Origin of the sequence: Enterococcus sp. DIV1726a (assembly GCF_051710985.1) — a bacterium.
GTDB lineage: Bacteria > Bacillota > Bacilli > Lactobacillales > Enterococcaceae > Enterococcus_B > Enterococcus_B hirae.
In genome coordinates, this window is the sequence record NZ_JBIOLS010000001.1 from 1862647 (window position 1) to 1876542 (window position 13896).

Consider the following 13896-nt stretch of genomic DNA (forward strand, 5'->3'; position numbering starts at 1 on the left):
GATACTTCGGACGATTTGCTTTTTCCGTGATCGTTTCTCATTGAAAAAATTCAATTTTGTGCTATAATATTAATTGTATGAAAAATACACGTAACCTTTGTTTATAACGGGGACGTTACGGATTCGACAGGCACAGTTTGAGCTTGAATTGCGTTTCGTAGGTTACGTCTACGTTAAAACGTTACAGTTAAATATAACTGCTAAAAACGAAAACAACTCTTACGCTTTAGCTGCCTAAAAACAGTTAGCGTAGATCCTCTCGGCATCGCCCATGTGCTCGAGTAAGGGTCTCAAATTTAGTGGGATACGTGACAACTTTCCGTCTGTAAGTTGTTAAAGAGATCATCAGACTAGCGATACAGAATGCCTGTCACTCGGCAAGCTGTAAAGCGAAACCACAAATGAGTTGACTATGAACGTAGATTTTTAAGTGGCGATGTGTTTGGACGCGGGTTCGACTCCCGCCGTCTCCATTGTGAGATTTCGGTAGATTTCACTAAATGCCTAAATCCTTATTTTAAAAGGATTTAGGCATTTTTTATTTTCGGTAGTTTTCGTTAAATGAAATTTATTCAAGCTCATTTTCAAGCCCGAAAGATTCATCTCTCACGCTGATTTTTCATTGGGCCCCACTCAACTATTTTTTGATTCATACTAAAATTATATAGAAACAAAAAGACACGACCTAAATCGTGTCCGAACATTCATATATGAAATGAAAAATATTTGAATCCACTATTCTGTTTTTTCTTCTAGTCGAATACTGTTTACTCCCCAATATGCAGCAACGCTTCTATTTCTCTCGTTATTCTTATCCATAGTAATATCACCATCATTGTGAACTGGATAAATTGTTTGTGTCTTATAATTTAATGGTGGAACAACTATATCCATTTCGCCACTCTTCATTTGCTTTTTAATGGATTCAGTTTGGCGACTATAACTTACATAATTTTTATAGATGTCTGCAGTTCCATTGAAAAACAATAATAAAAAACTAACTAGTAAATAACTGAAAATCATAGAAAAAACAACTTTATTGCTTCTATCAAAATTTGTTAATAATTCAAAAAGACTAATTACTATAGATATGAAAAGAAAAATAACTCCTCCAAAATAAGATCTAGACCAAGATAATGCAGTTGGAGAAATTGCAAGCACTCCTATTGTTAATATACCTCCCACGAAAAATAACGAACTTAGAATATTACTAAGTGTAAAACTACTATTTAAGTATGATAAAACAAGCAAAGCTAATCCTATCGTTAGAGGGAACATGGCATTATCCTGTAACGCATGACTGATTGCAGGGATTGCATCAAGAATTTTCCAAGCAGTTGAAAGCGTACTTCTATGAAAATAAGTCGCTCTGATATCGTTCCCAGGTGCCATAACCATAAAAAGAAAACCTACAATATTTCCAACAATACCTGCGATCATCCATTTTTCAATTTTTTTCTTCTTATAAAAATAGGAAAGAACAGTATATGCTATAACAATGAACAACGTTCCTCCGGAGGTATTTTCGTTACACCAACCAGCTACTATACCTAAAAGAAGCATGCCTATTGTTTTAAGAAGACTATTATTTTGTTCTTCAGATTCTGCTATATATCGATGATAAACCAGAATAAAAGATAACATAATCACCATTGCAGTGAGATAATTTACAGAACCAGCCAACCATAAGTAAACATTATTGAAAGCTGGGGTAAATGTCCACATTAATGCAAAGATGATAAACGCTTTTAGATAAACATTCTTAGTAGTTCGCTCTTTTACTATGGAAGAAAACATAATAATTTGATAAACCAATAGGGAAAACATGCAAGAATTATACACATTAAAATATATTTTTGGAAGTTTAGTAAAAAAACGAAAAATAATATGGACTACCGATCTCCCAGTCCAAGTCATATATTGTTGATACTCATCAAACAAAATTGTTTTTATGCTTGAAGTCTTTACAAAATAGTAATAATCGTCGTGTACCAAAGGAGACATACTATTTAAAAGAAGCATAAAACCAAAAATACAAAATAAAACAATAAATAAATGTCTGTTGCTCTTAATTTTTTTAATCATACCACCCAATTAACTCCTCTTTATCTCGAAATATAACTTAGTATAACACAGATTTAATAGTGGTTGTGCCAAATTAAGAGATACAGAATTAATATCCTAACCAATCATTTATCCTACTGCTCAAATCAAGTAGCGCTATCCTTCAAATGACTTTCAACAGCTAAATGTTCTGTTTCCCCGACTCTCTTCTCATTTTTACTACAGTGCATTTGATTGTCTCTACGTCGCTCATAACATTTATTGATTTGTCGATAATACCTTGATGCTTCTCCTGTACATTGTTCTGACTCATTACAAATCATCAGTCCGATGAACAGAACTACAAAATGCTTTGTTTAGAATTTGCAAATACAACATCCAATATATTTTCATTGCATACAATCCTTCATCGTTTTAAATAACACAATTCCTTAAATGGATATAGTAAAAACTATATCTGCTACAAAAATTTTACTAGTCGTTTGATAAAGTAATAAACGACATGCTGCGAATGTCAATGCACTATCTCTTGTACCCTCTCAATAAAAAAACTTACTTCATCGATTAATGATTTAGCAAGTTTTTTTATTGTTCTAGAAAGTTGACCAGAATTTGAACTGGTGATAAAAGTTGACTCTATACTTTTGATGTTAGTAAGATTCACCGCTATCAAAACATATACACAACAATTTTTTATTCAATTACTTGAAAAAACTAGTCCTATTTTTTCCATAGCACAGAAAAAGATTACGTTACTGCTAGTCGTATAAAGATTGCTCTGGTGATTCACCTACACTTTTGAGGAATAGCTACTAATAGTATATCGTTGGTAATGCTAAAAATTTCACTGCATTTTATGATTATCTCATCAATCGTCAATTTCAAAAATATCATCATCTAATTGATTGAAAGACGTTTTGCTTCCCAAATCCAGTTCGTCTAGTACATCTTTAGCCACATTGAAGAAACAATAAGTTCCCAAAAAAAGTAGCAGAAAAAATGGAACAGTGACTTTGCGACTTTTAATTACGCCATACATCAAGAGTAAGAATGCGGAAATAAAAAAGATAAACATAAATATTAGAAACATACATACCCCTCCTCATTTGATAATTGATTATAAAAGATAGGAACTGGCCTACTACCAAAGAAAATCAGCGATATTAAAAATCAACTCCTCAATGCTAACCTACGACTTTCTAACTAAAAGATATTTTAAAACTTGTTTACGTCATTTCAGCGCTCACTACATCATTTAATACCTTTTTATTTTCCAATAGTTTAACCAAAAATATACAAATTTTTTTCCTTTTTTTATAATTATTTCTTTGAATGAATCATTTTTTTGTTTTCAGAAATTGAAATACGCTGTACATTATCTTCTCAAGTTTGGTTTGGATTGGTCACTGAGCAAGATCAATTCTCTTTCTTCAATTTCTGATTGTCATGAAATCAGATAAGCTTTAAACTTAACTTAGAGATATTCACAACGAGAAACATGTTTCATCTTTGAATAGTTGCGTTATTTCTGATAAGAGAAGAATAATTTGATCCTGAACGAAAGGAGCCCACGTTTTCAATTTTTATAAATTATCTAAAAAGCGGGAGATTATTTATCTAATTTAAGCACTCGCAACTCTTTATTTGCTTAGAGGGCAAGTCTTCTTCTCTTGAACACTAAAGAAAATAGAAAGGAGGAAAGCAAGTGAAAAAAAAGAGCGTTCGTTTATTGGTTTTATTCACATTGTTGTTACTTAGCGCATGTGGATGTCAAAGGAAAAAAGACGAGCAAGCAAATCGTTTAGTTAAGGATCTAAAAGCAAATGCATGGGTAATCGAAGGGACGGACTCTACTGATGATCCCAAAATGACCCTTACCTTTTCTAACCGTAAAGCTAGTTTTAACTTAGATTTTTCAAGTATCGATTACTCTGTAGACGATGAATCCAATAGTGTACATATGAAGAAATTTATCAAACAATTCAGTAAGCATATAAAAGAAGAGTTTCGTTATACGATTAAAGGAGATATAATGACTTGGAAGGAACTTTGGTCTAAAAGTGACATCATGTCTTACAAAGTCAGTAAGAAGAATGAAACGATTATTCTCACTCCTTTAAGCGAGGAAGAAACTACGGAGACAAAAAATCTCGTGCTTATCCCTTACAAAAAAAATACCAAGTAATGAAAGATAAAATTTTATTATCTAGTCTCATTATAAAATTGAATGATTCTGAACATTTTCCTATACTAACGATTGAATCTAAGCATTCCCTGCTGACTGATACATATAAAGCGCATAATTTGAACAATAAGCAACCTTGAACTAGTTAGATTTTGGTTATTTCTCAGTCATTATGACAAAGTTTACTCACATAGATCAATAAATAATTGACGGTTTTATCCGATCCCGAAAAAATGAGTATCCTGTCCGCTATCACTGCCAGTAAATAGGAAGTGAGAACAAAAACACAGGCCCCCGGAAGTATCTAGATACTTCTGGAGGTCTGTGTTTTTTTAGTTATTTTTCATTGAATGATTTTTAATCTTGTTTTATTCTATTTTTTCTCTTTAATATGTAACTGATCCCCATTACCGTTACTAAAAGTGCCATTCCTAAACTGCGCAATAAGCGATTTTGTTGCTCTCCTGTTTTTGGTAAAGTAGCTTTTCCAGATACGGTGGTTTTGGTCGTACCTGTAGAATTATTTTTTGTGGTGCTACCATTTTTTGAAGTTGACGTTTGATTTGATTCTTTCTTTTCGGTACTTTCTTTATTTTTATTCGTTTCAGTTGTGGTATCCACTTTACTTTGATCTTGTTTGTTGTCGTCATTCTCAGTTGGTTTATTTGTTTGATCCGTCTTTTCTTGGCGTGTAATTTCTGAGATGACTGATTTTTCTCCGGCTTCATTTTCTGTATAGTATTGAACTGTTTCCCCATTTGCTACAGCTTTAGATAAATAAATCGTCGTCGGTTCTTCTACTTTTACATCTACTAAACGAGAAGAATTGACCTTTTCTTGTTTGGCTTTTCCGATGATTTCCCCGTTCAAAACAACGTACATCGTTGTTCCTCCTGGAATAACCGCCGTCATTTGTTTTCCTTCTGTACCATAAATGAAAGCAACGTTTTCTGCTAACGCTACTGTTGTTTTGATTTTCTTATAGATAAACGTGATCGTGTTTGTTCCCTTTTCAATCATGATTTCTTGTATCGCTAACTTCGGATTAACTAGTTCATATCCTTTGATTAGCAACGCTTCTTCTTTGTGAAGCTTCCCAATCTCTAAATCAGTTATTACTTTTTTCTCCGCAATTGATTGACCTTGCTCATCGATATATCGGACAGTCAGATCGGCTTTTTCATTTTCTGACGGTGATGTTTCTTTGGTTTTATATATAAATGTAATGGTGTTGCCTTCACTTTGTACTTCTATCGTTTGGACTTTGGCACTCAGCAATTCGTATCCTTCGATAAGTAACGCTTCTTCCGTATATGTAGAGCCGACTTCTAAGTCTTGGATTATTTTATCATTAGCAATCGTTTGACCTTGCTCATCAATATATTTCACAGTCAAATCGGCTTTTTCATTTTCTGGCGGCGTTGTTTCCTTAGTTTCATATATAAATGTAATGATATTGCCTTCGCTTTGTATTTCTATCGTTTGGACTTTGGTACTCAGCAATTCGTATCCTTCGATAAGTAACGCTTCTTCTGTATGTGTAGAGCCGACTTCCAGGTCACTTATTATTTTATCTTCAGCAATCGATTCCCCCTTCTCATTAATATACTTAACAGTTACAGCTGCTTTTTCTTTAGTCACTGGATTTTCATCATAACGGAAAGTAATGATATTGCTATTTGGATCCTCGGAAACATTGATTGTATAAGTTTCAGGCCCTACGATCGTGTAGCCATCAATCACCAGTGCATTTCCTATGTATTCTGTTCCAATCTCTAAATCATTAATTACCGTAGGTTCGGCAATCGGTTGACCAGTTTCATTATGTAAATACTGCACAGTGACTGATGAGAAGCTTTCTTCAGGACTATCTTCAATTTTTTTATAATAAAAATTGTGATACATCTCTGGCGTTTCCATATAAATAATCACTCTATCTGGAGAAATCAATTCATACCCTTCTACAGTTTCAGCGAATAAGGTTACATTGTTTCCGACAAAACCGAATTCCTCTGAAAACCAAAGTGCTTTTTGTGTATCTACATCTACCCCAATGACAGATACCCGTCCTATTTCCGGTTCAGGCATGGATAGGTCCAATGTTCCTGAATCATGTGGTGGTTGCACCTCATCAATTATTTCGATTTCACTTACTGCGTTGGATGCTGCCAATACGTTAGGTGCTAGCAACCCCACTACAGTGGTCATCAGCAATGCTGAGTTCATAATTGTTTTCATTTTTTTTATTTTTTTATTTTGCTTTCTTTTCGTCATTTAATTTATCTGCTCCCCCAGTTATATTTGAAATTTCGCTAACCTAGCTTTTTCTTACTTTATTCTAAGGTTGGTTACTTTTATTTATGTACTTGAATCCGATTATCCGCCTCCTTAAAAAACGTTATTTAAAATAAACAGTAGTAGTTTAACCTACATATTAATGTTACCTGTAACATATAAGATTCGCAAGATTATTTTATTATTAAACCAAGGTTTTCTGTGTGTTAAAATAAAAAAATATCTAGTTAAGGAATTAAAATTATGATTTTTACATTCTTAAAAAAATTCACAAACGTTATTTAAATTCCGATTCTGTTTATTTAGTAAAAATGATTGATTAACAAAAAAAGCCCGTCACGGTAAATGATCAATCATTTTACCATGACGAACTGGAAATTATTTAGATACATTTTATAAAATAGATTTAATACATAACTTCTTTAATAAAAAAATTAGTTTACTGTTTGAGAAACATTTATTTCTGTCTTCTTACTACTATACTGACTCATATTTTTAAATAATTGTTGAAGTAACGGACTTTGATTGTGTCCTTCAATCGCTGCTTGATCACGCCAATTTTCAACCATGACAAATTCATTTTCAATATCGATTGATTCGTACAATTGATAGCTTAAGCACCCGTCTTCTTTTCTTGTACTTGCAACAAGTTCATTGACTTCCGCAAGAAATTCATTTCTTTTTTCTGGTTTGATTGAAAATTTTGCATTGATAACGATCATTTTTCCACACTCGCTTTATTTAAAAGTTGTAATTTTTTCTGGAGCCAATCGAACAGATTCATATCCTTCTTCTACTGCTTTCCCAACAGATAAGATCATCACTGGAACATAACGTTCTTTGTCGAGATCAAAAGCTTCAGCCAATTGGTCTGCTTCGAATCCCCCGATTGGATTTGTTTCATAGCCGTGACTACGAGCAACTAGCATGAATTGCATTGCAGCTAAACTAGCATCAATTTTCACAACGTCATTCATTTGTTCACGTGTAAAGTTTTGGTAATAAGGAAGGATCGCAGCAAGTTGTTGGTCTCGGACTTCTGCCGGCATCTTACCTTCTGCTACTGCTTGATCATAGATTTCTTCCCCATATTCGTAGCAGTTCATATCTCCAAAGATCATGACCATAGCTGATGAAGTATCATTTTGTCTCGTATTAAAACGGATCAATGGTTTCAATTTTGCTTTTGCTTCTTCACTTTCTGCCACCACAAAACGCCATGGTTGCATATTAACTGAAGATGGTGCTGTTGTTGTTTCTTGTATCATTTCTAACATTTCTTCATGAGAAATCTTAACCGTTTCATCATATACACGAACGGATTTTCTTCCAAATACAACACTTGAAAAATCATTGTTTACTAATTCTTTGCTCATTTCTCTCTCTTCTTTCTCCTAATGTAGTTAATAAAGTTTATTCAATAATTTTGTTAGTTCGGTGATTTCTTCATCGGTCAACGAAATGCACAAAGAGTCAGCGGACTGTTGATGATTATTTTCACACTTAGCCAGTTCTCGTTTGGCTGTATCCGTCAGTAGAACAAATACTTCACGATTATTCTCTGGATTGCGTTTTCGTGAAACATAGCCTTTTTCTTCCAATATCTTCAAATGTCTAGAGATAGCTGCATTGTCTATTTTCAGATCTGTTTGAATTTGATTTTGTAAGCATTTGCCTTTTTCCCATAAAAACATCAGCATTTCATATCTCGTCAAACTGAATCCAGTTTCTTTCTCGAACAAAGCTGATCCTTCTTGACTGATAATTTTGATTTTATAGAGTAACTGACTGAGTTTTCTTAAATCCATCTCCATCCCCCTTCCGTTGACTTGTCAATTATTGACTTATCAATAATATAAATGTTTTAGTGAGACTTGTAAAGCATAAAAGTTTGAATAACAAAAAAAAGAGAAAGCTATTCCTCTTTCTCTTTTAAACTATTTTTTATTTATGAGACAAGCGCTGGTTCATAAATTTTTGAAGAAGTTTCAAAAATGGCTTCTATAGTAGTTAAATCATATACATCCGCATATTTCGCAACCACTTTCCCACATTTTTCTAATATTTCTTCATGATCACTTTCTTGGTATTTTTCCACACATAACACGATACAATTTTCTAATTTATTAATGACTTCACCTACTACTACATGCTTTAAACCGATTGGCTTACACGCATATTTTTGTCCCAAAATGATTTCTTCGTTATTCATATCTCATCCACCTTTAATCGTTCTAACATTTTATAAAATGATAATAGCATTAAAATTAGATTATGAAAACCAAAAACCATCATAATTTTAGAAAAAAATCAAAAGAACGACTTTTTCGAGCGTTCTTTTGATTTCACTTGTTAAAGTTATTGAATTTTTTAAGAAATAACATCTAAAGGCACGATATCAATAAGCATTTCTACGTATTTCTCAAGATATTCTTGATCAATATGATCATACCCGCCTGTTACACCACAATCAATATCTAGAACGCCAATCAGATGTCCTTCTTTGATCATGGGCACAACGATTTCAGATTGAGCTGCAGAATCACAAGAAATATAGTTTTCATGTTTCTTGACGTCATCAACGATCAATGTAGTTTTTGTTTGTGCTGACTCACCACAAACCCCTTTTCCCATTGTGATCCTAGTACAAGAAACACGACCTTGAAATGGTCCTAAAATCAATTCTTCGCCATTATATAGGTAATAACCTGCAAAAACTGTTTCTGGTAATGTCTCGTTCAACAGAGCAGAAGAATTCGCTAAATTTGCTAGCCAATGATCTTCCGCCTCTAATAATCCTTTTTGCTGTAATAATAAAATTTGATAGGCATCTTCTTTTTGCTTTTCTGTCCACAACATCTCAACCACTCCTTCTATGAAAAAATTATAGCTTAGAAATGATTTGCTGACTAGTCATTGAGAAAAAACTGACCTTACTAGACAGAAAGACGGGAAAAGAACGTCCTTCAAATATAAAATACTTTCATTATTAATTTTTAGCACGGACTAATTAGAAAATTATTCCGCTTGCTGGATCTCTTGTTCCAAGTTTGCATAATCAATCGTCGTTCCAATAAACGTTGGGTCATCGCTGGGAAAATGTTGAACAAGTGTTTCGATTTTACTGATTTCGACAGTGCCTTTTGTCAGCTCAAAATCAATGACATGCCCTCCGAATTGTTTAGCTTCATCGATATAGTGCAAATGAAATCCAGCAGCTGCTACTCCTTGAAACAGTTCTGGCGTATAAAATCCAACTAACGTTCCTTGACTATTTGTTTCATGAAATTCAGGTTGAGACTCTGATATTTTTGCTAATCTTCGGTAAGGCTTTTCTTGTTTTGGCATAATACGTGTGTGGACTGTTTTAAACAGCCCAGTAATTTTTATCGCTAAGAATAAGTTGTTTCCTGCTTGACTGGCTAAAATTGATTGTTTTAATTCTTCGCCTTTTGTTTGATTTTTGACTTCAAAACGTTCATCTGTAATGAATGGGGTGATTGCTGCATAAGGAGTGGTTTCTTTTCCTGTCAGCTTAACAACTACTCCATCGGAACGTCCTTGATAAGCTTCACCATCTAGGAAGATGACTTCCCCATCTAATCCATGTAGCGTTCCCAAACCTAAAGTCCCGTGTTTGAGTATCTGTTCAATCGTCTCAGTACCATCCATTAGTCCTGCCATCAATGCTCCTAGTGTTCCATGTTGAAAAAGTATTCTTTCACTCATCTTAGCATCTCCTTAATAGAATTGATCTGGTAAAATCGTTTCACCAAGTTTTTCATTGTCACGGTAGTCGATTGGAATATCGATGATAACTGGACCTTGCGTTTTAAATCCTTCTTCTATTGCTTGTTCCAACTCAGCGACAGATGTCACACGAAGCCCCTTAGCACCAAAAGCTTCTGCATATTTTACAAAATCAACCGGGCCAAAATCCACACCGGAAGCTCGTTGGTATTTCATGATCTCTTGAAATTCCACCATATTGTAACGGCCATCGTTCCAAATCAAATGAATGATCTTCAAATTTTTACGAACAGCTGTTTCTAGATCTTGAGCAGAAAATAAGAAACCACCATCACCAGATACCGAAATGATTTGTGTCTTAGGACGTACTAATGCAGCGGAGATTGCCCATGGCAAAGCAACGCCTAGTGTCTGCATCCCATTGCTAAATAATAGATGTCTTGCTTCATAACTTCTAAAATGACGTGCCATCCAAATGTAGTGACTACCTACATCTACAGTAACAGTCATCTCATCTGTCACTTTATTTTGGAGTGTATTAATGACTTCTAGAGGATGTAAAATTCCTTCGCAGTCTTTTGTTGGCACAATATCACGCTCAGTTAATTTATTTTGCAAAAAGGCTAAGTATTCTTTCGCATCACGTGACACTTGATGCGGTGTTAAAGAATCCGTCAACAGATCCAATGTTTCAGAGATATCCCCGATTAATTCTCTTTCTGGTTGCATGTAAGAATCAATCTCAGCTGGTGTTTCATCAATAACGATTACTCGAGCATCTTTTTCAGCATTCCAGTTTCTTGCTTCATATTCGATTGGATCATACCCAATCGCAATCACTAGATCACTTCGTTTCAATAACATATCTCCTGGTTGATTTCTAAACAAACCGACTCTGCCAAAGAAATAGTTTTCTAATTTTCTAGAGATCACACCAGCGGCTTGGAAAGTTTCTACCACCGGCAAGCCTGTTTTTTCTACTAATCTACGGATCGCTGCTGTTTCTTTTTTACTTGAACCTCGCATCCCGATTAATAAAACAGGTAATTTCGCTTCTTGAATACGTTCCGCTAAATAATCGATATCGCCAGCAGAAGCAGAACCTAATTGTGGATCTTTTAGAGGTTTGATGACTTCATTTTTTACAGTCGCATCTACCACATCTTGTGGGATACTAATAAAGCTTGCTCCTTTTTTCGAACTTTTAGCCATTCGATAAGCATTGGCAATCACTTCTGAAATTGTTTCTGGATCTTGAATTTCTGCACTATATTTAGTGATTGGCTGAAATAAAGCAGCATTGTCCATGCTTTGATGAGTTAATTTAAGTAGATCGCTTCGTTTGACTTGTCCTGCAATTGCAAGAACCGGATCACCTTCAGCCGTAGCGGTCACTAGCCCAGTTGCTAAATTACTAGCTCCAGGACCACTAGTAGCAATGACGACGCCTGGCTCGCCTGTGATCCGTCCAATTGCTTGAGCCATAAAAGCGGCATTTTGTTCATGTCTCGTAACGATTAATTCTGGTCCTTGATCTTCTAACTCATTAAACACCCCATCGATTTTTGCTCCTGGAATCCCAAAAACATATTCGACTTGGTGATTTGCTAAACTTTCTACTACAGCTCTAGAACCTTGTTTCATTTCATCATCCATTACAATATTACTCCCTTTTCATTAAACATTCTCTCGAAAAACGCTTTTTTATTAGTACAGTTTTACAAACTGTTTCACAAAAAGAGTGTAACACAAATTTTTTCATTTGTGTAGTAATATGAAAAATGAGCTGTAGTTTCAGAAAAATTCATGAAACTACAGCTCATTTGATTAGCGATACGATTTTCCCCAAATAGCTAACCCAAGCAATCTCTCATCTATTTGCGCAACTTCAGGCAGTAGCCCCCATAAACAATAACCATTTTTTTCAAATAAACGTTGACTCGCTTGATTACTATCAAAAATAAAAGCTAGCACTGTTTCAATGTTTAAGTGAGGGAGCTGTTTTTCTACAAAGTTCACAGCATATTGCCCAATACCTCTATGTTGATAGACCTCATCAATATAAATACTGATTTCTACCGTTCGATCATAGGCAGGTCGTCCATAAAAATCGCTCAAACTGATCCAACCAATGATTACTCCTGCTTCTTGCATGATCCATAGTGGGCGTTTCTTAGGATCATGGGCTTCAAACCATGCCAATTTATCCTCGATAGTTACGGGCGTTACATCGGCAGTTGATTGTTTCGTTAAAATCGATTGATTGTAAATCTCCACGATGCGAGGTAAATCTTCTTTAGCTGCTATAGAATAACGGATCATATAGTACACACCTTTTTTTGTTTAAAAACTATTATACCAGTTCAAATTTTTAAGACAAGAATCTACTGATAGGATCACTAATCAAAACAAACACGTTTTTTAGCAAATGATAGTTTTTAATTATTTTTATTACGCTTGTATTGATGGATGATTTTCAGTGCTCTTTTTTTCGTTTTGATGTTCGGACTCTTTAACCGACGATAGGCACTCGCTAAGTCTTGTTTTTCCATTGCTTTCTCCCTTTTTCAAGTCTATTTTTATCAAATAAACCGTTCACGAACTCAAATAGTAATGATTACGATTTATACAAACAATATAACTTCACCCAAAAAATTTGTCAATAAAAAATAAAATGAAATAACGATTATTTTATAATGTAAACAGCAAACAAAGATGGTATTATAAAGTAACAAAAAATTATCAAGGTGAGAAAATGAATAACACTCAATTAACGCTATATATATCCCTGGTCAAATTCCTCGGACAAGCTTTAGGGGAAAACTATGAAGTGGTTCTTCATCATCTGGAAGAAGGTCATTTTCATATCGCTGCCATTGAAAATAATCATATCAGTGGACGAGATATCCATTCTCCTGTTACTGGTTTCGCTTTAGAAATGGTGCGCTCAAAGAAATATCTTAAACAAGATTATTTAGTCAACTATGATGCACAAACAATCAACGGGAAAAAATTAAGAGGTGCCACTTTTTTTATACGCAATGATCAGCAGAAGATAGTCGGGTTACTTTGCATTAATCAAGATATCAGCAAATATCAGTCACTCTCAAAGGAAATACTCGCATTAGCTGGCTTATCAACAGAAAAACAACCACTTGCAGTGTTTGATACGAATCACCTCCCCGAATCCGTTGAGATCTTGGAAGAAACCATTGAAGGGATTATCTACTCTATCGTCCCCTCCGATCTCTTGGACAAACAGACTCCTTTAAATAAAGAGTTGAAAATTAAAATCATTCGCCAATTAAATGAAAAAGGAATCTTCCAAATCAAAGGCGCTGTTTCACAAGTGGCTAAGATTCTCAACATATCAGATCCCAGCGTTTATCGTTACCTGAAGATTGCTGAAGGAGAAAAGTAAAGAGATTGCGAAAGCATCGGTTACCTCCAATGACAATAAGCAAGCATTTTTTTAACAGCTTCTCAGACATGATGGGCTTGAAACTAAAGACGGCACTCCTCTTCACTAAGGAGTGCCGTCTTATTTCTTGGTTGTTTCACTTTTGAAACAGGCGAAAGCTATAGTAAAAACGATCTAATCA

General features: G+C 34.5%; 14 protein-coding genes and 1 other RNA gene. 3 read left to right on the plus strand and 12 right to left on the minus strand.

What is annotated here, in order from left to right; translation table 11 throughout:
* The first annotated feature begins 108 nt into the window (after positions 1 to 108).
* Positions 109 to 476, plus strand: a transfer-messenger RNA (tmRNA) gene (ssrA, locus tag IGJ27_RS08380).
* 259 nt (positions 477 to 735) lie between these two features.
* On the opposite strand, the gene IGJ27_RS08385 is transcribed toward ssrA, so the two are convergent.
* Together IGJ27_RS08385 and IGJ27_RS08390 are read right to left on the minus strand one after the other, a co-directional pair.
* Entirely contained in the window at positions 736 to 2085 is a 1350-nt protein-coding gene (locus tag IGJ27_RS08385) for a DUF3329 domain-containing protein (RefSeq protein ID WP_178306407.1), read from the minus strand.
* A gap of 847 nt (positions 2086 to 2932) precedes the next feature.
* A complete protein-coding gene (locus IGJ27_RS08390; RefSeq protein WP_053766632.1) occupies positions 2933 to 3154 on the minus strand; it encodes a hypothetical protein in 222 nt (73 codons plus the stop codon).
* Between the two features lie 615 nt (positions 3155 to 3769).
* On the opposite strand from IGJ27_RS08390, the gene IGJ27_RS08395 reads away from it, so the two are divergent.
* Complete coding sequence (locus IGJ27_RS08395; protein ID WP_010718422.1) at positions 3770 to 4249, plus strand: hypothetical protein; 480 nt, start codon at positions 3770 to 3772, stop codon at positions 4247 to 4249.
* 357 nt (positions 4250 to 4606) lie between these two features.
* Here IGJ27_RS08395 and IGJ27_RS08400 read toward each other — a convergent pair whose 3' ends face one another.
* The 10 genes from IGJ27_RS08400 to IGJ27_RS08445 form a co-directional block, all read right to left on the minus strand.
* Entirely contained in the window at positions 4607 to 6523 is a 1917-nt protein-coding gene (locus IGJ27_RS08400; protein ID WP_178305828.1) for a MucBP domain-containing protein, read from the minus strand.
* Positions 6524 to 6978: 455 nt separating this feature from the next.
* Complete coding sequence (locus IGJ27_RS08405) at positions 6979 to 7266, minus strand: putative quinol monooxygenase (protein WP_010718425.1); 288 nt, start codon at positions 7264 to 7266, stop codon at positions 6979 to 6981.
* 15 nt (positions 7267 to 7281) lie between these two features.
* Entirely contained in the window at positions 7282 to 7920 is a 639-nt protein-coding gene (locus tag IGJ27_RS08410; protein WP_010718426.1) for a nitroreductase family protein, read from the minus strand.
* Between the two features lie 27 nt (positions 7921 to 7947).
* Positions 7948 to 8352 (minus strand): MarR family winged helix-turn-helix transcriptional regulator, encoded by a 405-nt coding sequence (locus tag IGJ27_RS08415; RefSeq protein ID WP_096708919.1) that lies wholly within the window; start codon positions 8350 to 8352, stop codon positions 7948 to 7950.
* 140 nt (positions 8353 to 8492) lie between these two features.
* Complete coding sequence (locus IGJ27_RS08420; RefSeq protein WP_010737894.1) at positions 8493 to 8756, minus strand: hypothetical protein; 264 nt, start codon at positions 8754 to 8756, stop codon at positions 8493 to 8495.
* A gap of 158 nt (positions 8757 to 8914) precedes the next feature.
* The gene (locus IGJ27_RS08425; protein ID WP_025480112.1) at positions 8915 to 9400 is read right to left on the minus strand and encodes a GAF domain-containing protein; all 486 of its coding nucleotides are present in this window, start codon (positions 9398 to 9400) and stop codon (positions 8915 to 8917) included.
* 162 nt (positions 9401 to 9562) lie between these two features.
* Complete coding sequence (gene budA / locus IGJ27_RS08430; protein ID WP_178305827.1) at positions 9563 to 10273, minus strand: acetolactate decarboxylase; 711 nt, start codon at positions 10271 to 10273, stop codon at positions 9563 to 9565.
* A gap of 12 nt (positions 10274 to 10285) precedes the next feature.
* Positions 10286 to 11950, minus strand: coding sequence for an acetolactate synthase AlsS (gene alsS, locus IGJ27_RS08435; RefSeq protein WP_081127939.1), 1665 nt, complete (start codon positions 11948 to 11950; stop codon positions 10286 to 10288).
* 171 nt (positions 11951 to 12121) lie between these two features.
* Entirely contained in the window at positions 12122 to 12616 is a 495-nt protein-coding gene (locus tag IGJ27_RS08440) for a GNAT family N-acetyltransferase (protein WP_010718432.1), read from the minus strand.
* Positions 12617 to 12732: 116 nt separating this feature from the next.
* Positions 12733 to 12846: a putative metal homeostasis protein gene (locus IGJ27_RS08445; protein WP_178305826.1), complete on the minus strand. Its 114-nt coding sequence runs from the start codon at positions 12844 to 12846 to the stop codon at positions 12733 to 12735.
* Between the two features lie 203 nt (positions 12847 to 13049).
* Here IGJ27_RS08445 and IGJ27_RS08450 point away from each other — a divergent pair, with 203 nt between their 5' ends.
* On the plus strand, positions 13050 to 13715 hold the full coding sequence (locus IGJ27_RS08450; RefSeq protein ID WP_010737898.1) for a helix-turn-helix transcriptional regulator: 666 nt from the start codon (positions 13050 to 13052) through the stop codon (positions 13713 to 13715).
* The last annotated feature ends 181 nt before the right edge of the window (positions 13716 to 13896 follow it).